The following is a 23,876-nucleotide window of genomic DNA, read 5'->3' as shown; positions in this document are numbered from 1 at the left end:
TTGTTCAAATTTATTTAAAATTGAACCAAAAACGAACTCCTTCCGATGTTTTATCAATATTTAAAGAAGATTGAAGCTGGTTAACCAAACGATTCATTAACCTTATGCCCATGGAGGAATTGGCCCTGTCATCCGTATCCTCGGGCAGTCCGATGCCATTATCCGTATACTCAAAATAGCCCTGCCCCCCATTTTTCCTCAAATGAATATAAATTTTTCCATTTTCGTCATCTTCGGGAAAGGCATATTTAAATGAATTGGAAACCAATTCATTTAAAATAAGTCCGAAGGGAATTGCCCTATCAATATCCAACTCAACGCCTTCTGCATCAATGGTTATATTTATATTGTGCCCCCCTTTTTTGTAGACCGATTGTACACTGTTGATAAGGCTTTCTATATATCCCTGCATTTCTATTACGGAGAGATCATCGTTCTGATATAATTTTTGATGGATAAGTGCCATCGCCTTTACCCTGCTCTTACCTTCTTCCAAAGCTTCGATAGCTGCTTTGCTACGGGTATTTTTTGTTTGTAGGCTAAGCAGGCTGGAAACCATCTGAAGGTTGTTTTTAACCCTATGGTGAATTTCCTTTAAAAGCGAATCCTTTTCTACCAATGAAGCCTCGATTATACGCTTTTGATCTGCAATGAGTCGCTGGTTCTTTATACTTTTCAAATAGGCAAAGACCAATCCCGCAAATCCCAACAACGTAAATATCAAAGATATAAAAACAATGTTTATCCTTTCCTCCTTGGCCTGTAAATCGCTCCGGGATTGCTCCAGGTCTTTTTTTTGCTGCTCCATCATTTTTTTGGAGTACTCTATTTCCTGTCCGGCCACAGCGGCCAACTGCTGCTTTTTCATGGAGGATTCATTTCTGTTTAAAGAATCCCTGATGCGTACGTTTCTTTTTAAATAGTCGACCGAATTTTTATAATCGCCTATACGGTCATAATATGCCGCCAATAATCTGTTGCTTCTAAGGATATTTTCTATTTTCACAGGATCCAGCCCATTTAAAAGATACTCCTTGGCCTTTACATAATCTTCTTTTTGCAAATAGCAGTCTGCCAGTTCCAAAGTGCTTTCCACCTTTTCCGACGAGAATTTGCCCTTGTTGTACTCATTGATCAAATTAATGGAATTTTCCAAATACGGGATGGCAATATCGTATTCCTTGAGCAGCGCATGGCATTTACCAATATTCCCTTCAATACTGGCCTTCAACAAATTGCCGCTGCTTATTTCCTGCTCTGTTTTCTCCTTACTAATATCGTTCAAGTATACATCTATAAAGCCTTTTGCCTTCTTATAATAAGTTAAAGCGGTGGGAATGGACATATCCAAAAGAAGATAGTTTCCAACATTGCTCTGGTATTCTGCCTGGCCAAAATAGTCATCCTCCCGTATGGTCTTCAACTTGTCCTTAATATAGTCGTCCATGGCCTTTCTATGAAGTCCGAGGTTGGAGTAGATATCATAGAAAATAACCTTATCCGTTAAGCCTAGGTTCTTTTTCTCATTCCTAATTTCAAATTGCCGATCGTACAACCCCAATTTTGCATAATTATTGTCAATTAGATCCAGCAGTATATTTTTGGATGGCAGGTCCAAATTTTCAATTTTCTTGTGCAGTTGGTTTGCTATGGCCACACTTTTGCTAAAATCGCCTATATCATAATAAAGCTGGGATTGCATAAGCTCATACTTGGTAATGCTCATGGAATCCTTTATTTTTTGGGAGTTGTTGTGATACACATTTACCGCTGCCTGCCAGTCATAGGCCGAATCTTCGAGATAGCGATTGGGAATACTAAAGAAATAATCGAATCTTTCATGGGCCCCTTTCTTATTTTGGAACTCCTGAAAATAGTCGGGTTTGGCGGAAGGATCTTGGGCAGCCGAATACCTTAAACACAATGAAAAAATCATTAATGAAACGAACATTTTATTAAAAGACTTCACCATTGTTTAATTGTTATCTATATGTTCTAATAATTTTTTGGTCTTTTTAATAATATATAAGCCCTTTGGTATTGGATCTCATAACTACAAACGCCAAAGCAGGGTTATTGTTGTACCCCGTATATCCTAATTATAATTGCCGTTCCTTGTCCGAAAACGGCACAAATCAAATTAAGAAGCTGTTTAAGTTTTATCCTTTGGTTCTTTTAGTGCCCTTGCGCCAGCTGGCCCCATCACTAAAAACAGCTACCAGCTGTTTTCTTAACGTTCGGTCCTACCATGCTTCAGCTATTTTTCGGTCCGTAGCTATGGCTATGTACCTTAAAATACCCTCGCCTTACGAAAACCTGCCTGCCGGCAGGCAGAAATACACTATAAAATATTCCAAAAACAAAATTCAAACAGTTTCTATGTAATTTATGGACATGTTAATCAATATCTTATCCTACGCTTTTTTATGTTGTTAGTAAGATTTAAAAATAAAAAAGGCAATACAATTTAATTGCACAGCCTTTTTTTATATGTAATGATAAGATTTGGGATTCTTTATCATTTCAAAAATAGGTGCTTATAATATGAAATTTAGAATTTTGTTGTGTAACGCCAAGATCTTGTTGTGAAAGCTGTAAATTGAAAACTGTTTTGTATTTCATCGAAGAAATTGCACATTTTACCTAATAAAAGACCTGTAAGAAAAACAGTTCGGAAAAAGGGCTTATCCTATTTTACGAAAGAAACTACAAGATGGATCTTTACCTATCCTAAGCGATGCAAGCAGTGATCATAAAATTCCAGAATTTCTTAATACAGAAAACAGCTTTCTAAAAATTGGCATACCCATTTTAATGATCCTGGACCAAAAATAAGGCTTTATTAATTATTGACCTTCTTCAATTGATTTTTTAGTTCATCCATGGATTCCTGCAGTTGCCTTAGCAATCCTTTTTCGGAAGTTGCGTCCACACCAAAGGTTATTTTGCTGCTAACCTGCCAAAGTTCTTGTAGGTCTTCTGTGTTAACGCTGTATGGAGGATAGTTTTCATTTATGGAAATTAAGGAAATTATGGCCGGATCGGGAGATTTTTCAATTTTCTTTACCAAAATTGCGTCCTGTAATACCACCACGTAAATTTTATTGGAGTTAATATCCTTTAGTCCTTCCATGGCCCTGGCCAAAACCCATTCCCCTGGCTTCAGATTGGGCAGCATACTGTCCCCTTCAATTTGGAAACCCCTATAAGTGGCATTTCTGAACTCTGGCAAGGGAATATCAAAGGCGGGAAGTTGTTTGTACCAACTGGTGTCCTGAATGTTCTGGGGGTATCCTGCCGCAGCTTTTGCGTTCACCAATACCATATTCTCGTTTTCGGATGAATTTACCGTAACCACTTTGGGAATAACACTGATATTGGTGACCGATAAATATTTTTGTGAACTTTCGCCAAATAGCCAAAGTGGGTTTATTTTAAATTGTTTTAGCAATTCGGCCACCACCTTTCCCGATAATTTGGTACGGCCCCTTTCAATGTCCGCCGTGGTATTTGAAATTCCGAGCAAGTGGGCAAAATCTGATTGGGTATATCCCAAATCCCGTCGTAAATCGGTAAAACGCTTGGTCACAATTTCCATATCCTCGTTCATAGTACAGGTTTTAATTTCATATTGTCCATATAAGTATGGCCCTTTGTCCATATAGATTAGCTCCAAATATACGGTTTTTGGAATATATCCAAAAAAAATACTGGAATATTTCCATAATTAGGAATTTATCCATATATTTGGAATAATTACAAATACCAAAAAAATGACTTTGGAAGATCTGCATCAAAAATTAAGTAGTCTGGCGTTTTCCGGGATGGAGGACAGTCACTTTGTCTCGGTTAATCCAAAGAACGGGAATGGCCTGGCCAAAGGTCATTTGTTAAAAACGAAAAGAAGGCGTTTAAAAAAGGAATCAAGTGTACAACTCAGTTTATTTGAATGATTATGGAAAATCCCAAAATTTTAATTTACGACGGCAGTTTTAATGGTTTTTTAACTACGGTTTTCAAAATTTTTGAGGAGAGGATCCCGGTAGCGGATATCCAAAAAAACAGAGAGCTTCAAAAGGGGCTGTTTTCTGAGGCGATAACTATTTTTACCGAGATGGCCAAGGCCAGGCGGGTTTGGAACAGCATACAGAACAAAAACAATGCGGCCATTAAGTCCATTTATTTTGCCTTTTTGAGTGAGACCAAAGGCATTGAGCTTCTTCTTTACCAGTACATCCGCTCTATGTATGCCAATCCCGATGAAAACCCTATTGATGGAATATCGGAAATTGTTTTAAAAATTCAGCAACACTCCAGAATGGTGGCCCGTGAAAAACATAGAATAGAGGCCATTGCGAATTTTGAAATATCACAAGACCAGATCTTTTTTTCCAATGTTTCCCCCGATTTCGATGTACTGCCTCTTATTTCCAAATATTTTAGGTCTAAATTTTATGGTCAGGAATTTATGGTCTACGATCGGAAAAGGAAGTATGCCATTTATTACAATCGTTATACCGTAGAAATTATTTCCTTGGAATTATCGGCTTATGATGGTACCGGCAACATTGCCCACACTAATATAAAACAACTGATAAATAATAAGTTGCACCCACATTCACCATATTCCGTACAACACCGAATGGCAATGGTAAATGAAAAGAAGGCCGTATAATCAGTGTTGAGTTGAAAAGGGATCGGCTTTCTCTATTTATTGGCCTTTATTTAGGTACCTCCAACCAGTGTTAAGTTAACCGTGAAATGACTTCTCGACTCGAGGGCACTGAACCTTCTTCCTGCCAGCTGCCACTGCCTACTGAAAACTGTAACTGCCCACTCCTGTTGCATTATCTGGTTTTCTCCCCCACAAAATTATCGCTTTGATTTTTAAAAAGCACGTTAAATGTGGTTAGGCTTCCATAAATCCGGGTTATATACTGTTGCAGGTCCACTTTTTCCTGATCATCCAAATTATTACTGCTGTTTATTTTCTGCTCCATGACCCTAATCCGGTCCCTGATCATGACTATTTTATGAAAAAAGGTATCCATTGGGATTTCCTTCTCGGATAAATTGGCATCCCCAGGTTTTAAAATTATATTCCCGCCCTTCCATTTGTCGGCAATCGGCGTAATGGAACTGGCATCGCTCCAGCGCTTCAATATAGAGATCAGCGATTGTTCCACTTCAGAAAAACTTATGGTATCCACCTCGTCCTCCACAGCTTCTATAACTTCAAAATCAGAATCCAAATCTATGGTTTCCAAACCATTGTCCATAAAAGTAACCCAATAATGTTTGGACGTAACATTGGTAACGACCCCTTTTCCGAATTCGCTATGATCAATTCGTGAACCTATTCCTAAAAGCTGCATTTCAAAATATTTTAAATTAAGAACGCTAATTTATAGCTATGTATTTAATCTACAAAAAACTAAATACTACCTACTTCATTTTTAGAAGTCAAAGTCGTAACTTCGCAGACTGCTATGAAAATGATCCATTACGAAGAGAATATTGAGGTTAAAGGCGCTAGAGTGCATAACCTTAAGAATATAGATGTTACCATACCCCGTGAAAAGCTGGTGGTCATTACCGGACTTTCGGGAAGCGGCAAATCATCCCTGGCCTTTGATACCATTTATGCCGAAGGCCAAAGACGCTATATCGAGACTTTTTCGGCCTATGCCCGACAGTTTTTGGGCGGATTGGAGCGGCCGGATGTGGACAAGATAGATGGACTTTCACCAGTAATTGCCATAGAGCAGAAGACCACTTCAAAATCCCCAAGGTCCACCGTAGGTACCATTACCGAAATCTATGACTTCCTGAGGCTTTTGTTTGCAAGGGCAGGCGATGCCTATAGTTACCGTACAGGAGAAAAGATGGTAAGCTATGATGATGCACAGATAATGGAATTGATCATAACTTCCTATAAGGGCAAGAAAATAAATATACTGGCCCCTATCATAAAATCCAGAAAAGGCCACTATAGGGAACTGTTCGAACAGATTGCCAAACAAGGTTTCGTCAAGGTAAGGGTAGACGGGGAAATCAGGGACATTGTAAAAGGCATGAAAGTTGACCGCTATAAGACCCATGATATTGAAATCGTTATTGACCGACTCAAGATTGAAGAAAGTGCCGAACTGGACAAACGTATTTCGGAAACAATCAATACGGCCATGTACAGTGGTGACAATGTATTGATGATCTTGGAGGAAGGAGCCGAAGTGCCGCGATATTTCAGTAGGGACCTAATGTGTCCCACTACTGGAATTTCATACCCTTCGCCCGAACCCAATACCTTTTCCTTTAATTCGCCAAAGGGTATGTGTCCCGATTGCAATGGCCTTGGCCATATTTATGAGGTAAATGAAAACAAAATTTTCCCTAACAAAAGCCTATCCATAAAAGGAGGTGGTATTGCACCCCTGGGCGAATATAAAAATTCCTGGGCCTTTAAACAGATAGAGACCATTGCGCAACGATATAACTTTGAACTTACTTCCCCAATTTTCAAAGTACCCGAAGAGGCCATTCAAGTACTGCTATATGGGGGTAAGGAAAGTTTTGAGGTAGAATCGAAAACATTGGGGGTAAAGCGCATCTACAAAATAGATTACGAAGGCATCTCCAATTTTATAAAAAGTCAGTTCAACGAGGCCAACTCCACTACTATTAAACGTTGGGCCAAGGAATACATGGACAAAATTAAATGTCCCACCTGTGATGGCAGCAGGTTAAAAAAAGAGTCCCTGAATTTTAAAATAGACAACAAAAATATTGCCGATCTGTCCAATTTAGATATTGCAGAATTGGCCGATTTCTTTAAGGGTCTGGAGAAAAAATTGGAGGGCAATCAATTAAAAATTGCCGAGGAAATAATAAAGGAAATCAAAACAAGGGTCCAATTTCTCTTGGATGTTGGCCTGGATTACCTCTCCTTGAACAGAAGTAGTAAATCGCTCTCAGGTGGCGAGGCACAGCGTATTAGGTTGGCCACCCAAATTGGGTCGCAATTGGTCGGTGTTCTTTATATTTTGGACGAACCCAGTATTGGTTTGCACCAAAGGGATAACGAGCGTTTAATAAAGTCTTTGGAATCGCTCAGAGACCTTGGTAATTCGGTCATTGTGGTAGAACATGACCGCGATATGATAGAACGTGCGGACCATGTAATAGACATTGGACCAAAAGCAGGAAAACATGGTGGGGAAATAATTTCCGAAGGGAAACCTTCAGATCTAAAAAACCATAATACCCTAACGGCAGATTATATCTCCGGAAAATTAAAAATAGTAGTTCCAAAAAAGCGGAGGGAAGGAAATGGATATATCTTGGAATTATCAGGGTGTTCCGGAAATAATCTTAAAAATGTTTCGGTACGTTTCCCTTTGGGAAAAATGATAGGAGTTACAGGGGTTTCCGGCAGTGGAAAATCTACCCTCATCAACGAAACCCTATACCCAATTTTAAATGCCCATTATTTTAATGGGGTAAAGGTCCCTATGCCCTACAAGGAAATCAAGGGCCTGGAACATTTGGACAAGGTAATAGATATTAACCAGTCCCCTATTGGAAGAACGCCCCGATCCAATCCGGCTACCTACACCGGTGTATTCAGCGAAATTAGGTCGCTTTTTGCAATGACCCAGGAAGCCTCCATTAGAGGGTACAAGCCTGGACGTTTTAGTTTTAATGTTGCCGGGGGACGATGTGAGACTTGTCAAGGAGGAGGTCTAAGGGTTATCGAAATGAACTTCCTTCCCGATGTGTATGTGGATTGTGAGACGTGTAACGGGAAACGTTTTAACAGGGAAACCTTGGAGATAAGATATAAGGGCAAATCCATAGCCGACGTATTGGAAATGACCATTAACGAGTCTGTTGAATTTTTTGGGAATATCCCCAAGATCTATCGAAAATTAAAGACCATACAGGATGTGGGATTGGGGTACATTTCCTTGGGACAGCAATCTACCACCTTATCGGGAGGAGAAGCACAACGCATCAAGTTGGCAACGGAACTATCCAAAAGGGACACGGGGAATACCTTTTATATTTTGGACGAACCAACGACCGGACTACACTTTGAGGATGTCAGGGTACTGATGCAGGTGCTAAACAAGCTTGTAAACAAGGGAAATACCGTTCTGGTCATTGAACACAATATGGATGTTATAAAAATGGTAGACCATATCATCGATATTGGTTACGAAGGAGGTCGCAATGGTGGCATGTTAGTTGCTGAAGGTACTCCGGAAGAAGTGGCCCTTGATAAAAAGAGCTACACCTCAAAATTTTTGAGAAAGGAATTGGAGCTACAAAATTAACTTTCTGAACTCCTTTAAACTTTTCTGATCGAAGCGAACCCGCCCGATCCGGTACGGGCAGGAATCAGATTTTTTTTGTTTAATTGCAGTTCTTTTTGAGTTGCATAGCAGGGCTACGGAACAACAACCTGCTGACAGGCAGGCAGGAAAAGTGAAAAATGGGCAAAAAAGAGCGATTCCTGCCCGTTCTTGGTCAGGCGGGTTTTAGCCAATTGGGGAAAGTTTGAATAAGTTCTATATTAAATGATACTATTTTCTTCAAAACGGCATTATTAGTTAATGAAAACGATAGTATAAATTGATTTTGGATAATAACATGAGAAAAGAACAGCATCACAAAGGATGGAACGAAATTAAGACAAACGATTCCTGGGCCCTATTCAAGATTATGGGCGAGTTTGTCAACGGATTTGAAAAAATGAGCGCCATCGGCCCATGTGTTTCTGTATTTGGTTCTGCGCGTACAAAACCAGGGGATCCATACTATGAATTGGCGGTCCGTGTGGCCCAGAGTATTTCCGAAGCCGGTTATGGAATAATTACCGGTGGAGGGCCGGGAATAATGGAGGCGGGGAATAGAGGGGCACATTTGGCAGGGGGTACCTCCGTTGGACTGAACATTGATCTACCTTTTGAACAACATGACAATCCCTATATTGATGGGGATAAGAGTTTGGATTTTGATTATTTCTTTGTCCGTAAGGTGATGTTCGTTAAATATTCCCAAGGCTTTGTGGTCATGCCCGGCGGTTTTGGTACCTTGGATGAACTTTTCGAAGCAATTACACTGATCCAAACCAACAAAATTGAAAAATTCCCTATTATTTTGGTGGGCTCGGAATTTTGGAACGGTCTAATGGATTGGGTAAAGGATGTTATGTTAAAAATGGGGAATATTAGCCCTAAGGATCTGGATTTAATACAAATAGTGGACACCGAAAAGGAAGTGGTGGAAATCATAGATTCCTTTTACAAAGGAAATACATTGAGCCCTAATTTCTAATCACTAAATATTTGAAAAAGTTGGAATACATTCGAAAACCCATTTTATTGCTGTTAATTTTATCCATCAATGGTTTTTCCATAGCCCAACATTCCAATAAACTCTCCGCCACCTTGGATGTAGAAAACAAGACCTTCAACATTCAACAGGAAATTATTTACAAGAATAGTTCCAAGGACACCCTGCAATTTGTTTACTTTAATAATTGGGCCAATGCCTATGCCAACAAGAACACCGCTTTGGCAAAAAGATTCTCGGAAGAATTTAAAAAGGGATTGCACCTTGCCAAGGATGATGAAAGGGGATATACCAAAATTACCAGTACCGTTGACCATAATTACCAGGGGTTGGACTGGGAGTATGGCCCTGAAAATGACATTATTAAAATTACCCTAAACCATCCCCTGCCACCAGAGGAATCTACCAAGGTATTTGCAACCTATAAGGTTAAATTGCCATCGGATAAATTTACTACCTACGGATATGATAATAAGGGAGGGTATTATTTAAAGGATTGGTACTTTACCCCTGCCGTTTATGATGGGGAATGGCACTTATATTCCAATAAGAATTTGGAAGATCTTTATACCGATATGGCCAATACCTCCATAGAACTTATTGTACCCGAAAATTTATATGCAGTATCCAATTTTCATGAATTGGGTAAAAAACGGGAAGGCAATGTTCAACATATATTTTTTCAAGGGATTGATCAAAAGAATGGAGAAATAATCATAAGGCCATCCAAACAATTTGTAAAGCACATAACCCCGAATATTACCATTTTGACCGACCTACAGTCTTCGAAGTACGATGAAATATCCTCAGGAATATCCATCAATCGGGTAACAAAGTATATTTATGAGAATTTGGGCGATTTTCCACATAAGCATTTACTGGTCTCCGAATTGGACTATAACAAGGACCCCTTATATGGAATTAACCAACTTCCAAGATTTATTAGGCCCTATGAACCACAGTTTCAGTTTGAAATGAAATTTTTAAAAACTGCCCTCAATAGCTTTATAAGGGAAACTATGTTTTTGGATCCACGAAATGAAAAATGGGTGAGCGATGCCATTCTGAACTATCTAATGATAGGTTTTGTGCAGGAATACTATCCAGACCAAAAACTGTTGGGTAAATTATCCCGAATTTGGGGCGTGAGAAATTTTCATTTGGCCAAATTGAATTTTAATGAACAATATCCTTTGCTCCACATGCTGTCGGCCAGAAAAAATATTGACCAGTCGCTTACTACGCCCAACGATTCGCTTATAAAATTCAATCAAAAAATAGCCAACAGGTACAAGGCAGGACTGGGATTGGCCTATTTGGCAGATTATACTGGCAAGGAACACATAGACCGCAGTGTAAAGGAATTTTATATCAATTACAGATTAAAACCATCCACGGCGGCAGATTTTAAATTTATTGTCGTAGAAAACTCGGACAAGGATATTAATTGGTTTTTTGACGAATATGTCTCCACTACCAAAAAAATCGATTTTAAAATAAAAAAAGTGGAAAAAACGGAAGATTCGTTGGTGGTCACCTTAAAGAACAAACAAGGTACCAATGTCCCTATTTCACTTTTTGGGATAAAAAATGACACCGTAGTATCCAATTATTGGTTTACCGATATTACCGATGAACAGGCCTTCACGATCCCAAAAATGGGGGAAGATAGATTGGTTTTAAATTATGATCAGACCATTCCGGAATTTAACCAACGGGATAACTGGAAGTCCCTGAACGGCTTCTTCTCCAGTAATAAAAAACTTAAGTTTCAGTTTTTTAAAGATGCCGAGGATCCCTACTACAATCAGGTCTTTTACGTTCCGGTCCTTGGGTTCAATAAATATGACGGACTATCACCGGGCATGCGATTGCATAACAAAACCCTATTGGAGAGGCCGTTCGTGTTTGATCTGGCCCCTTCCTATGCCCCTAACGAAAAGACCTTTGTTGGTTACGGAAGTTTTAATTTCCGCAAATACCACGGTAAAAGCGGATTATATGTTACCAACTATTCCCTAAGGGGTTCTACTTCGCATTTCCAGGAAAATTCCCGCTATAGTACGTTGAGTCCTTCCATTAGTTACGGATGGAGGCCGAACAATCTTTTACTTAACAAAAGGGAAGCCTTGATATTAAGGTCTGTTAACGTATTTAGGGACATAGATCCAAATCTACAGGATTTGGGACTGGAATCGGACCCCGATTATAATGTGTTCAACGCAAAATATTATAATACTACCAATAATATAATCAATTACCTATCCTGGTCCTTGGATGCGCAGTATTCCGATAAATTTACCAAGCTTGCGTATGAATTGGAATACCGAAAATTATTTGAGAACAATAGGCAGTTTAATGTACGCTTATTCGCGGGCAAGTTTCTTAGGAATGAAACGGCCGGAAGTACCAATTTTTTCAGTTTTGCCCTGGATAGGCCCACGGACTACCTGTTCGATTATGATTATTTGGGAAGATCGGAAGGCTCTGGCATTTATAGCCAACAGATTATAGTGGCCGAGGGCGGTTTTAAATCCAAATTGGAAAACCCCTATGCAAACGATTGGATGGCCACCATTAATACCAGTGTAAATCTTTGGCGTTGGATAGAACTTTACGGGGATATGGGTTTTATTAAAAACAAAGGTACCAAAGAACGTTTTGTATACGACTCCGGGATTCGACTAAATTTGCTGACAGATTATTTTGAACTTTATTTACCGTTGTACTCGAACAAGGGTTGGGAGGTTTCCCAACCGCAATACAATCAAAAAATTAGATTTGTCATCACCTTTAGCCCTAGGACCTTAACCGGGCTATTTACTAGGAAATGGTTTTAATCCTTTAATATATTCTTAAATATCGAACTTATTTTTACGATATTCTCAAGATATAAAATTTCACTTCAATTTATTTTAAAGAATTATTAATTTTTATCCACTTTTATAGGTTGCAAAAACCATATTGATTTGATATTTTTGTGATAAACCATCAACAACCTAATGAATATAGATTCCGAAGCAAGCAACGATATTTCATTCGACGATTTTCAATTACAAATATTGAAGGATTATGAAATTGCGGTAACTAGCAGGGAATGTAGCCTATTGGGCAGAAGGGAAGTCCTGACGGGAAAGGCCAAGTTCGGAATTTTTGGGGATGGTAAGGAACTTCCGCAATTGGCCATGGCCAGATCTTTCAGGGATGGGGATTTTAGAAGTGGCTATTACAGGGATCAGACCTTTATGATGGCCTTGGGTCTACTTTCCCCCAAGGAGTTTTTCCATGGACTATATGCCACAACCGATATAACCAAAGAAACCATGAGTGCCGGAAGGCAAATGGGAGGTCACTTCACCACCTATAGCCTAAATGATGACGGCAGCTGGAGAGACCTCACCAAACAAAAGAACAGTAGCGCCGATATTTCCTGTACGGCGGGGCAGATGCCAAGATTATTGGGTTTGGCGCAGGCATCCAAAATATATAGAAACCTAAAAGTAAAAAACAGCGCCAAATTCTCGGACAATGGCAATGAAGTGGCTTGGGGAACCATTGGCAATGCCAGCACCAGTGAAGGTGTTTTTTTTGAAACCATTAATGCGGCCGGGGTATTACAAGTACCCATGGTCATCAGCATTTGGGATGATAATTATGGTATTTCCGTTCATGCAAAACACCAGACCACCAAGGAGGATATATCAAAAATTTTAATAGGTTTCCAACGGGACAGGGACAATGCCGGCTATGAGATATTAAAAGTGAAGGGCTGGGATTATACCGCCTTGATCCACGCCTATGAGAATGCCTCGGATATTGCCAGGGACGAACACGTTCCCGTAATTATACACATTACCGAACTAACACAACCTCAGGGACATTCCACCTCCGGGTCCCATGAGCGTTATAAAAGTGAGGAACGTCTGCTATGGGAGAGGGAAAATGATTGTAATAAACGATACAGGGAATGGATATTGGAAAATAGAATTTCCACGGAAGAAGAGTTAAAAACCCTTGAAAAAAATATTAAAAAACAGGTTAGGAGTGCTTGCAAAGAGGCCTGGGAAGAGTTTTTAGCACCTCATAAGGAACGGAAAAAAGTATTGGTGAGCCTATTGGAAAATGCCGCCAACTCCAGTACCAACAAAATTTTTATCAATAAATTAAAAAATGACCTTATAGCCATTGAAGAACCTATAAAAAAGGATATGGCTTCCAAAGCTAGAAAAGCAATGCGCTATCTGTTAGGTGAAAACAGTAGGGAAAAAGAACTTTTGGCTACTTGGACCAAGAATTTTCTTGAGGAATCCCAGAACAATTTCAGTTCTTACCTGTATAACGAACAAAGCAATAATGCGCTGAATGTTCCCGAAGTGCTTCCTACCTATAATGCCGATCCCGAAAAAGTAGATGGAAGAATAATACTTAGGGACAATTTTGACTCCCTTTTTGAAAGATATTCCCAGGCCTTGATTTTTGGGGAGGACAGTGGCGCTATAGGAGATGTAAACCAAGGTTTGGAAGGTTTGCAAAAAAAATATGGGGAACTTCGGGTTGCCGATGTAGGAATTAGGGAGGCCAGTATCATTGGACAGGGAATAGGGATGGCACTTAGAGGATTGCGCCCAATAGCCGAAATTCAATACTTGGATTATATATTTTATGCGCTTTTTACGTTGACCGATGATTTGGCCTCCCTGCTTTATAGAACAGTAGGGAAACAGAGAGCTCCACTTATTGTTAGGACCCGTGGCCATCGTTTGGAAGGAATATGGCATTCAGGTTCGCAAATGGGTGGATTGATTCATTTATTGCGTGGAATGTACATATTAGTACCTAGGAATATGACCAAGGCAGCCGGCTTTTACAACACTCTTATGAAAGGAAACGAGCCGGCCCTGTTGATAGAGAGTTTAAACGGGTACCGCCTAAAGGAACCCAAACCAAATAACCTTGGGGATATTTGTACACCTATCGGAATTGTTGAAGTGGTCAGGGCAGGGTCGGATATTACCTTGCTATCCTATGGTTCAACCTTAAGAATAGTGCTGCAGGCAGCTGAAGAACTTAAAGAAGTGGGAATCGATGCCGAAGTTGTAGATGCCCAGAGCCTATTGCCGTTCGATAGACGCCAGGACGTACTTAAGAGCATCAAGAAAACCAATAGGTTGTTGGTGATAGACGAAGATGTACCTGGAGGCTGCTCTTCCTATTTAATACATGAAATTATTGAAAAACAGGGAGCATACACCTATTTGGACAGTGCGCCCCAGACCCTTACCGCAAAGGCACACAGACCGGCCTATGCCACGGATGGGGACTACTTTTCCAAACCCAACGCCGAGGATATATTTGAAAAGGTATATGCCATAATGCACGAATCAAATCCTTTGGATTTTCCCAAATTAAGATAGTCTTAAGGTCATTACCAAGGATTCTAAAAAATTGACGGTCATAATTTCTTTTGTTTTTAAAAACTAATGTTTACTTTTAGCGGCTTTAAATCTATTAATTTTTTTAAATCCATTCCCCCAAATGAAAGACCTAGGCTTACTATTTCTAAGGATATCTTCCTCCATTTTAATACTGACACACGGACTGCCTAAACTTCAAAACCTTCTTGGAGGTAATTTTGAGTTTGGGGATCCCATTGGAATTGGCGCCACCCCTTCCCTCTTTCTTGCCGTTATAGGGGAGTTTATTTGTCCAATTCTAGTTATTGTTGGCTTTAAAACGCGTTGGGCAACCGTTCCTACTATTATAACCATGTTGGTAGCTGCATTGATCGTCCATGGTGCCGATCCTTTCCCAGTAAAGGAAAAGGCAGTTTTATTTTTGACAGCCTTTATCTCCGTGCTTATGTTGGGTCCTGGAAAATATAGCTTGGATAGAAAGTAGTTATGGAGTTTTAGGTCCCTTCGGACAAGAATGATTTTAGAATATTTTGATCAACAATTCTTTTAACAGATCTGTCTGGGAAATGTTAGATCCAACACCTTTGCCCTTAACATCCAATTCCCTTAAAGCGGAAATAATTTCGCTGACCCTTCTCATGGGGTAATTTCTTGCTGCGGTCTGGATTTCGGTAACAAAAAATGGCCTTATGCCCAGGGCGGTTGAAACACTCTTTGGAGAGTGGTCCTTTAAACCGTGATACGAAAGCAACTGTATAAAAAAGGAGTATAAAAGGGTTATCGTCAAAACGAACGGATTGTCCTTTGGATTCTGGGCGAAATAATTGATAATTCTAGTCGCTTTTTCAATGTCCCTCTCCCCTATGGCTTTTTTAAGCTCAAAATTATTGTAATCCTTACTGATCCCAATATTGGATTCAATGGCTTCCGGATTTATTTCAACTCCTTTTGGGACTACCAAACACAATTTCTCAAGTTCCTTATCGATCTTTCCCAAGTCGGTACCGAGGAACTCTACCAAAAGATTGGCCGCCTTGAAAGTGATATCGTAGCCACGGGAATGCAGGGATTTTTTAATCCAATCCCCTACCTGGTTTTCATACAGCTTTTTGCCCTCAAATATTACTCCCGATTTATTAATGGATTTATATAGCTTCTTACGCTTGTCCAGCTTATTGTATTTATAGCATAATACAAGTATTGTGGATGGTTGGGGCCGGTCGGCATAGGGAACAAGGTTTTCAATGGTACGGGATAAATGTTGTGCTTCCTTTACAATGACCACTTGCCGTTCTGCCATCATGGGATATCTCTTGGCATTGCCCACGATGTCCTCAATATTGGTTTCCTTACCGTAAAGAATTACTTGATTAAATCCTCGTTCCTCCTCCGTCAGCGCATTCTTTTCAATATACTCCGCTATCTTATCAATATAGTACGGTTCTTCACCTGTTAGGAAATATATAGGTGCTATATTTCCTTTTTTTATATTGCTTACAATTTGTTTTACCTCATCCATTTAAAATAAATCATCAACTTTGCAGTATGCAGCCATTAAACTATCCTTCCTATCCCTTTCGATTCAAAAGTAGGGAAAATAAAATCTATATTTTTGATGTTATACGCAAAAAATTTGTGGTCCTACAACCGGAAGAATGGGTAAGGCAGCACGTAGTGCAGCATCTAATTTCGGACAAAAATTATCCCAAGGGACATATCAATGTTGAAAAACAACTGCTAATCAACAATTTAAAAAAAAGGTACGATGTGGTCGTCTTCAATCCAAACGGGAGTATTGAAATTCTGGTTGAATGTAAATCGCCCGAAATCAAAATAGACCAGATTGTTTTTGATCAGATTGCCCGTTACAACCTTTTGCTCAAGGCCAAGTATTTGATGGTCACCAACGGCTTCGACCATTATTTTTGCAGCATGGATTTCGAGAGGAAGGAGTACCATTTTCTTACGGATATTCCGGTTTATGGACCGGGTTAAGGAACGGAAAAGGTATTGGACCAACCTATAGAGTATATGGAGAATTTGGATATTTCCCATCATAATATCCATAGTCATTTATGAAATATTTTTTTACATTGCCGAATTATTTGAATTCCTTTGCAAGGACTGGAGGATAAGTAGGCAGTAGCAGTTTACAGTTGGCAAAAAAAATTGGATTTCATTGCCTTTTGCCTACTTTGGACTAATAAAATTTTTGGAAACTAATCCCGATAGCTATCGGGAGCAATGAAATTACAAAGTTTAAACCTTTAACTAGATAATAAACACCTGTTGTTTTGGGTGCTATAGAAAATGTTAAAAATAGCGGTGGTCATACTTAATTGGAACGGAGAGGCGCTTTTGGAAAAGTTTCTTCCTTCGGTAATGGAATTTTCTGGGCAGGCCGATATTTATGTTGCCGATAACGCCTCTACGGACGGTTCTATCTCCTTCCTTAAAAAGAGATACCCGGAAATAGGTATCGTCCAAAATTCGTACAATGGCGGTTATGCCAAGGGTTATAATGATGCCCTACCTTACATAGATGCCGATATATATTGCCTTTTAAACTCTGATGTGGAGGTAAGCAAGGGTTGGATGGACCCAATAATAAAGGAATTTACGGACAATCCCTCAGCATCGATTGTCCAACCCAAAATATTGGATTATAAAAATAAGACCCATTTTGAATATGCCGGTGCCGCAGGAGGCTTTATCGATAAATATGGTTATCCATTTTGTAGGGGGCGAATTTTTAATGAATTGGAAATCGATAAGGGCCAATATAATGACGTGGAGGAAATTTTCTGGGCTACAGGAGCATGTATGTTCATTAAAAAGGAGGTATTCCGGGAACTAAACGGATTTGACGAGGATTATTTTGCGCATCAAGAAGAAATAGACTTATGTTGGAGGGCAAAAAATAAGGGCTACCAAGTTTTTTATGTAGGGGAATCCGAGGTATATCATCTGGGCGGATCCACCTTAAATAGTATGAATCCGAAAAAAACCTTTCTTAACTTCAGAAATTCCCTCTATTCCCTTGTTAAAAACCTTCCTGCGCAAAAAATATTCCCAAGAGTGCTTTCAAGACTGGCTTTGGATGGACTTGCAGGGCTGAATTTTATTTTTAAAGGCAGGTTTAGACATGCTTGGGCAATAATACAAGCCCATTTAAGTTTTTACAAAAATTTTTGGACCATATACAAAAAGCGCGAAAAGACCTATTTTACAGTTAATTATTACGCCGTAAAATCTATTGTTTGGGCTTATTATGTAAATCATGTAAAAATTTTTAACAATTTAGTAAAAGATTAACTAAATTGGTCTCGCAAAATATTGCGTTTTATATAATTTTGCCAACAACATAAAGAACCTATTAAATTGTAAATTATTAATTCTATTATCATAACTATGAGAAAAATCATTTTAGGCTGTTTAGGTATTACCCTTTTATTGTCTTCCTGTGTATCCCAGAAAAAATATGCGGATATGGAAGCCAAAGCGAAAGAAGCACAGGATTTGTTAAATTCCGCGACAGTTAAATTAAACTCCTGTTTAGAGGATAAGGCTGCCACAACTTCCAAAATGCAGACTTTGGAAGATCAGAATGCCTTCCTTAAGGCCAACAATCAAGACTTGATAAACAATATGGGCAACCTTACCACCCTTACAAGTAAAGGTGCCGATAACTTGGAAAAATCCTTGGAAAGTTTAAAGGAAAAGGATCTGACTATAAGAAAACTTAACGATGCCATTACTAGAAGGGATTCTGTAAATTTGGCCTTGGTACAAAGTTTAAAAGGTGTTCTAGGAAACTTGGATGACGAGGATATCGAAATTAGTGTAGAAAAAGGAGTAGTTTTTGTTTCTATTTCCGACAAGCTTTTATTTAGAAGCGGTAGTTTCAATGTTACCAATAGAGCGAAGGAAATTTTAGGAAAGGTGGCACAGGTAGTCAACAACAAACCGGATTTCGAATTTATGGTGGAAGGGCATACCGATACCGATCCATACAACAGTGGGGTATTATATGACAACTGGGATTTAAGTGTGAAGCGTGCAACTTCAGTGGTACGTATTTTACAAAATGATTATGGTGTGGATCCCAAGCGTATGACCGCAGCGGGAAGAGGGGAATATATTCCTGTATCACCAACGGACAAGGCTAAGAATAGAAGAACACGTATTGTTGTGCTTCCAAAAATTGATCAATTCTACAGCATGATCGAAGAAGGGATGAAAGATCCTAAGATCAACTAAGAATAACATATGAAATTTAAAAGCGACCTTATATGGGTCGCTTTTTTTTTGATACACATATCAAAAAACCTCTTAAAATATATCCAAACTCCCCTTTCCTTCCCTGACCACTACAGGTTCATCTTCGGAGAGATCTATTACCGTAGAGGCCATATTGTCCCCATAACCGCCATCAATAACTATATCGACCAGGTTTTTCCATTTTTCATATATCAATTCCGGATCGGTTGTATACTCCAGTAGCTCATCCTCATCGCGAATGGAGGTAGAAACTATAGGATTGCCCAAAGCCTGGACCAAAGTCCTGGCAATGGCATTATCGGGAATACGAATACCCACTGTTTTCTTCTTTTTAAATTCTTTGGGCAGGTTGTTGTTCCCGGGAAGAATAAAGGTATAAGGTCCTGGTAAGGCCCGTTTAAGGATTTTAAAGGTAGAGGTATCAATTTGTTTTACATAATCCGACAGATTACTTAGGTCGGCACAAATGAACGACCAATTGGCCTTGGCCAGTTTTACCCCTTTTATCCGCGCTATTTTTTCCAAGGCCCTGGTATTGGTTATGTCGCACCCAAGGCCATACACTGTGTCGGTTGGATAAATAATCAGTCCCCCCTTGCGCAGCACATCCACAACCTTCTTAATTTCCTTAGGATTGGGATTTTCAGGATATATTTTAATAAATTCTGACATAGTATGGGTTCAAAATAAACGCTATCAATATAAGAAATAATGATTTAAGTATATGTTGGTATCATCCCTCTTTTAGGAATGCTCTTTGTAATTGCCTACCCGTTCGAAAGATCCGATTTCACCTAGGGTTGTGCATTGAAGGACAAGAACGTTATCGTCGTGGAGTAATTACCGCGGATTATTTGTAATCCAACCCATAAAAGTAGTTTTCATCCAGACCCATAGGAATCAGAGTACCTCCAACTTGGCGAACCTGAGCAACAATTTTTTAATATCTCCCTTATCAAATTTAATCTCAGCTTTCCTGTCGTTGCCCACCCCTTCAATTTTTAGCACTTGTCCCCTACCAAATCTAGTATGGTTCACTAGGGAACCTTCCGATAAATTGAGATCTACCGAATTGGTGTTTCCAACGGGAGTGCCAAGTTCGGGTTTTAGTTTACGGAGTTTTCTCAACTGATTTTCATTGGGTCTAACACCACTTGGGGGTGTTCCTTGCAAAGGCTTGTTCTGTCTTAATTTGGATCTGTCCACATCACCAAAAATATCAACATCGATCAAGGGGGTGTATCTAGATCTCTGGACGGGGGTAAGGTTTTCAACAAATTTTTCGTCAATTTCCTCAATAAACCTACTGGGCTCCGCATCTACCAATTTGCCCCAGCGATATCTATTCTGCGTATAGGTTAAATAGGCCTGCTTCTCCGCCCTTGTCAGGGCTACATAAAATAAGCGTCTTTCCTCTTCCAATTCGCTCCTGGTATTCATACTCATGGCAGAGGGGAAAAGATCTTCTTCCATCCCAACAATATAAACATGCGGAAATTCCAGTCCCTTCGCCAAATGAATCGTCATTAAGGCCACTCTGTCATCATCCCCGGTATCCTTATCCAAATCGGTGGCCAGGGCCACATCCTCCAAAAACTCCCCTATGTCCCCTTTGGCATCGGCCAGTTCCTTTTGCCCTTCCACAAAATCCTTGATTCCGTTCAACAACTCCTCAATATTTTCCATCTTCCCAATACCCTCAGGAGTGCCATCTTTTTTGAATTCCAGCAAAACTCCGGTTTTTTTGGCAACATGTTCCGCTAGGGTAAAGGCATCCGCACCTTCGTTCATAATTTGAAAGCTCTTGATCATGGCAACAAAGTCTCCCAATTTTCTTTTGGTTCCTCCATTGATCTTTAAATCTATCCTTTCAAGATTGTCCATAACCTCAAAAATAGAGCGATTATAGTGATTTGCGGCAACGGTAAGCTTATCCAAAGTACTTTGTCCAATACCACGTGCCGGAAAATTGATAATACGCTTAAGGGCCTCCTCATCCTTTGGATTGATCACCAATCTTAAATAGGACAATACATCCTTGATTTCCTTTCGCTGATAAAAGGAGAGTCCACCATAAATCCTATAGGGGATATCCCGTTTTCTAAGCGCATCCTCTATGGCCCTGGATTGGGAGTTGGTCCTATACAAAACAGCAAAATGGCCATTGGATAATTGGCTTTGCATTTTATTCTCAAAAATGGATCCGGCCACAAATCTACCTTCCTCCGCATCCGTAGGGCTGCGGTGCACCTTTATTAGGGGGCCTTCATCGTTGGAGGTCCAAACCACCTTTTCCAGTTGATTCTTATTTTTGGAAATGATGGAATTTGCGGCGTTCACGATATTTTTTGTGGACCTATAATTTTGTTCCAACCGGTACATGCCCACATTGTCATAATCCTTTTGAAAATTTAGGATATTACTAATATTTGCCCCCCTAAAGGAATATATACTCTGTGCATCGTCCCCTACCACACAGATATTCTGGAACCTGTCCGAAAGGGCCTTAACGATCAAATATTGGGAATGGTTGGTATCCTGGTACTCGTCTACGAGAATGTACCTAAACCTATCCTGATACTTGGCCAATACCTCGGGAAATCTTGTTAACAGCTCGTTTGTCCTTAACAGTAGGTCGTCAAAATCCATGGCACCTGCCTTGAAGCAACGATCTACATAGTTCTGATAGATTTCGCCCATTCTAGGACGCTTGGCCATGGCATCTGCCTCTACCAGATCCGGATTATTATAATATGCCTTTACTGTAATTAGGCTATTTTTATAGGAAGATATTCTATTTTGTACCTGCTTGTATTTATAAATATCCTTATCCAGGCCCATTTCCTTTATAATAGCGGCTAGTAGACGTTGCGAATCCTGGGTATCATATATGGTAAAATTGGAAGGGTATCCCAATTTATCCCCATCGAACCTTAGGAGCTTTGCAAAAACAGAATGGAAAGTACCCATCCATAGGTTCTTGGCTTCGGAACTACCCACAATATCGGAAATACGCTTCTTCATTTCCCTTGCTGCCTTATTGGTAAAGGTCAGGGCCAAAATATTAAAGGAATCCACTCCCTTGCTCATTAAATAAGCAATCCGGTAAGTCAAAACCCTCGTCTTACCAGAACCGGCCCCTGCAATCACCATTAATGGCCCGTCCTTATGCAAAACCGGGGCCTTTTGGGCTTCATTTAATTCGTTGATATAGTTCTCCAAAACGTATGTTGAAATTATGCTCGTTACAATCGGTGAATTTAACCATAAATAGCCTTATCAAAAAATCAACTTTAAGATTTGTGATAAACCGGTCGGGTAAATAGTACTAATTTGAATATATTTATCCTGTGAATCCAATTTTACTAAGGGCAACGCTTTTTAAATGGTGGTCGGCAGTAAAATTAATAAGAATTATTTTCAGTAATTGTTTAGGTATTTAAAATTTTAAATCATATTGAATGGTATGAAGTTATATTTAATTCTCCCAATGTTTGTATGGTGTGTAAACTCTGTCGCCCAGAAATATAATTTTGAAAAGGAATATAAGGATATCGAACCTAAATTATTGGATTGGAGGAGGGATTTTCACCAAAATCCGGAATTGTCCAATAGGGAGTTCAAGACGGCCGAGAAAATAGCTGACCATTTAAAATCCTTGGGAATAGAGGTTCAAACGGGAATTGCCAAAACCGGGGTGGTAGGGATATTAAATGGTAATAAAAATGGTAAAGTAATTGCTTTAAGGGCAGATATGGATGCCTTACCGGTTACGGAAAGAAACGAGCTACCGTTTAAATCTACCGTAACCTCCAAATTTATGGGGCAAGAGGTGGGTGTTATGCACGCCTGTGGTCACGATACCCATATAGCGATCCTAATGGGGGTTGCGGAAATTCTATCCAAAAACAGGGATAAAATTAAAGGGACTGTTAAATTTATTTTTCAACCGGCCGAAGAAGGCCCTCCACCCGGAGAAGAAGGCGGAGCGCTGCTGATGGTGAAGGAAGGGGTTCTAAAAAATCCAGATGTGGATGCTATTTTCGGACTTCATATTAACTCCGGCACCCCTGTTGGTGTAATAAGGTATAAATCCGAAGGACTAATGGCGGCCGTGCAACGGTTCGTTATTCAGGTTGAAGGGAAACAGACCCATGGTTCCCAACCATGGAAAGGGATAGACCCCATTCTTATTAGTGCCAAGATCATAGATGGCCTACAAACAATAATAAGTAGGGAGGTGGATCTGACCAACGAAGCAGCGGTGATAAGTGTGGGCAAAATTACCAGTGGTGTCCGTTTTAATATTATCCCGGAAAGTGCGGAAATGATAGGCACCATAAGAACCTTGGACTACAACATGCAAAAACAGATTACCGAGAGAATGAAAGAATTAGTGCCGGATATTGCCAAGGCATATGGAGGCAAGGCCACCATTGAAATAAAAAGCAATACGGACATTACATTTAACAATCCCGATCTTGTAAATAAAATGTTGCCTACCTTAAAAAGGGTTGCCGGGAAGGACAATGTGCAAATACAGAAAGCCGTTACCGGTGGTGAGGATTTCTCCTATTTTCAAAATGAGGTACCTGGGTTCTTCTTTTTCCTGGGAGGAATGGCCCCTGGAAATACATCGTCCTTTCCACATCATACGCCCGACTTCAGCATAGACGAAAATGGTATGATTCTTGGAGCAAAGGCACTGACCGAAATGAGTTTGGACTTCCTTAACCACTAAAACTATGGCAAACCAAAGGGGATGTCCAAATCATTATGGTCTAGACCGTAATTTGGAATACATACTTATTGAATTGCCTAATT

General features: G+C 39.7%; 17 protein-coding genes. 11 read left to right on the top strand and 6 right to left on the bottom strand.

Annotation, left to right across the window (positions count from 1 at the left end):
• Window positions 1-10 precede the first annotated feature (10 nt).
• The gene (locus D0S24_RS04660; RefSeq protein ID WP_117018708.1) at window positions 11-1,972 is read right to left on the bottom strand and encodes a sensor histidine kinase; all 1,962 of its coding nucleotides are present in this window, start codon (window positions 1,970-1,972) and stop codon (window positions 11-13) included.
• 870 nt (window positions 1,973-2,842) lie between these two features.
• Window positions 2,843-3,610 (bottom strand): LexA family transcriptional regulator, encoded by a 768-nt coding sequence (locus D0S24_RS04650; RefSeq protein WP_117019307.1) that lies wholly within the window; start codon window positions 3,608-3,610, stop codon window positions 2,843-2,845.
• A 163-nt stretch (window positions 3,611-3,773) separates the two neighbouring features.
• On the opposite strand from D0S24_RS04650, the gene D0S24_RS04645 reads away from it, so the two are divergent.
• Both D0S24_RS04645 and D0S24_RS04640 read left to right on the top strand, forming a co-directional pair.
• On the top strand, window positions 3,774-3,953 hold the full coding sequence (locus D0S24_RS04645) for a hypothetical protein (protein WP_117018706.1): 180 nt from the start codon (window positions 3,774-3,776) through the stop codon (window positions 3,951-3,953).
• Between the two features lie 2 nt (window positions 3,954-3,955).
• Window positions 3,956-4,675, top strand: coding sequence for a TIGR03915 family putative DNA repair protein (locus D0S24_RS04640; RefSeq protein WP_181938026.1), 720 nt, complete (start codon window positions 3,956-3,958; stop codon window positions 4,673-4,675).
• Window positions 4,676-4,847: 172 nt separating this feature from the next.
• Here the strand turns inward: D0S24_RS04640 and D0S24_RS04635 are convergent, their stop codons facing one another.
• Window positions 4,848-5,375, bottom strand: a complete 528-nt coding sequence (locus D0S24_RS04635) for a hypothetical protein (protein ID WP_117018704.1) — start codon at window positions 5,373-5,375, stop codon at window positions 4,848-4,850.
• 120 nt (window positions 5,376-5,495) lie between these two features.
• Between D0S24_RS04635 and uvrA the strand changes: the two genes are divergently transcribed.
• The 5 genes from uvrA to D0S24_RS04610 all read left to right on the top strand — a co-directional run bounded on the left by uvrA (window position 5,496) and on the right by D0S24_RS04610 (window position 15,255).
• Entirely contained in the window at window positions 5,496-8,336 is a 2,841-nt protein-coding gene (gene uvrA / locus D0S24_RS04630; RefSeq protein WP_117019306.1) for an excinuclease ABC subunit UvrA, read from the top strand.
• A 316-nt stretch (window positions 8,337-8,652) separates the two neighbouring features.
• Window positions 8,653-9,339 carry a TIGR00730 family Rossman fold protein gene (locus D0S24_RS04625; RefSeq protein WP_117018703.1) on the top strand — a complete coding sequence of 229 codons (687 nt, stop codon included), beginning with the start codon at window positions 8,653-8,655 and terminating at the stop codon, window positions 9,337-9,339.
• A gap of 11 nt (window positions 9,340-9,350) precedes the next feature.
• On the top strand, window positions 9,351-12,197 hold the full coding sequence (locus D0S24_RS04620) for a metalloprotease (RefSeq protein ID WP_251795714.1): 2,847 nt from the start codon (window positions 9,351-9,353) through the stop codon (window positions 12,195-12,197).
• A 162-nt stretch (window positions 12,198-12,359) separates the two neighbouring features.
• Window positions 12,360-14,771, top strand: a complete 2,412-nt coding sequence (locus D0S24_RS04615; RefSeq protein WP_117018702.1) for a thiamine pyrophosphate-dependent enzyme — start codon at window positions 12,360-12,362, stop codon at window positions 14,769-14,771.
• Between the two features lie 121 nt (window positions 14,772-14,892).
• On the top strand, window positions 14,893-15,255 hold the full coding sequence (locus D0S24_RS04610; protein WP_117018701.1) for a DoxX family protein: 363 nt from the start codon (window positions 14,893-14,895) through the stop codon (window positions 15,253-15,255).
• A gap of 36 nt (window positions 15,256-15,291) precedes the next feature.
• Here the strand turns inward: D0S24_RS04610 and holA are convergent, their stop codons facing one another.
• Window positions 15,292-16,290, bottom strand: coding sequence for a DNA polymerase III subunit delta (gene holA / locus D0S24_RS04605; protein ID WP_117018700.1), 999 nt, complete (start codon window positions 16,288-16,290; stop codon window positions 15,292-15,294).
• Window positions 16,291-16,316: 26 nt separating this feature from the next.
• Between holA and D0S24_RS04600 the strand changes: the two genes are divergently transcribed.
• The 3 genes from D0S24_RS04600 (at window position 16,317) to D0S24_RS04590 (ending at window position 19,031) form a co-directional block, all read left to right on the top strand.
• A complete protein-coding gene (locus tag D0S24_RS04600) occupies window positions 16,317-16,766 on the top strand; it encodes a type I restriction enzyme HsdR N-terminal domain-containing protein (protein WP_117018699.1) in 450 nt (149 codons plus the stop codon).
• 315 nt (window positions 16,767-17,081) lie between these two features.
• Window positions 17,082-18,086, top strand: a complete 1,005-nt coding sequence (locus D0S24_RS04595) for a glycosyltransferase family 2 protein (RefSeq protein WP_117018698.1) — start codon at window positions 17,082-17,084, stop codon at window positions 18,084-18,086.
• Window positions 18,087-18,182: 96 nt separating this feature from the next.
• Complete coding sequence (locus tag D0S24_RS04590) at window positions 18,183-19,031, top strand: OmpA family protein (RefSeq protein ID WP_117018697.1); 849 nt, start codon at window positions 18,183-18,185, stop codon at window positions 19,029-19,031.
• A 72-nt stretch (window positions 19,032-19,103) separates the two neighbouring features.
• Here D0S24_RS04590 and D0S24_RS04585 read toward each other — a convergent pair whose 3' ends face one another.
• Both D0S24_RS04585 and D0S24_RS04580 read right to left on the bottom strand, forming a co-directional pair.
• Complete coding sequence (locus tag D0S24_RS04585) at window positions 19,104-19,724, bottom strand: L-threonylcarbamoyladenylate synthase (RefSeq protein WP_117018696.1); 621 nt, start codon at window positions 19,722-19,724, stop codon at window positions 19,104-19,106.
• Window positions 19,725-19,952: 228 nt separating this feature from the next.
• Window positions 19,953-22,274, bottom strand: coding sequence for an ATP-dependent helicase (locus D0S24_RS04580; protein WP_117018695.1), 2,322 nt, complete (start codon window positions 22,272-22,274; stop codon window positions 19,953-19,955).
• A 244-nt stretch (window positions 22,275-22,518) separates the two neighbouring features.
• Here D0S24_RS04580 and D0S24_RS04575 point away from each other — a divergent pair, with 244 nt between their 5' ends.
• Window positions 22,519-23,793 (top strand): amidohydrolase, encoded by a 1,275-nt coding sequence (locus D0S24_RS04575; protein WP_117018694.1) that lies wholly within the window; start codon window positions 22,519-22,521, stop codon window positions 23,791-23,793.
• Window positions 23,794-23,876 lie beyond the last annotated feature (83 nt).

Origin of the sequence: Arenibacter sp. P308M17 (assembly GCF_003426735.1) — a bacterium.
Taxonomy (GTDB): Bacteria; Bacteroidota; Bacteroidia; order Flavobacteriales; family Flavobacteriaceae; genus Arenibacter.
This window is presented reverse-complemented; position numbering and strand designations above follow the sequence as displayed.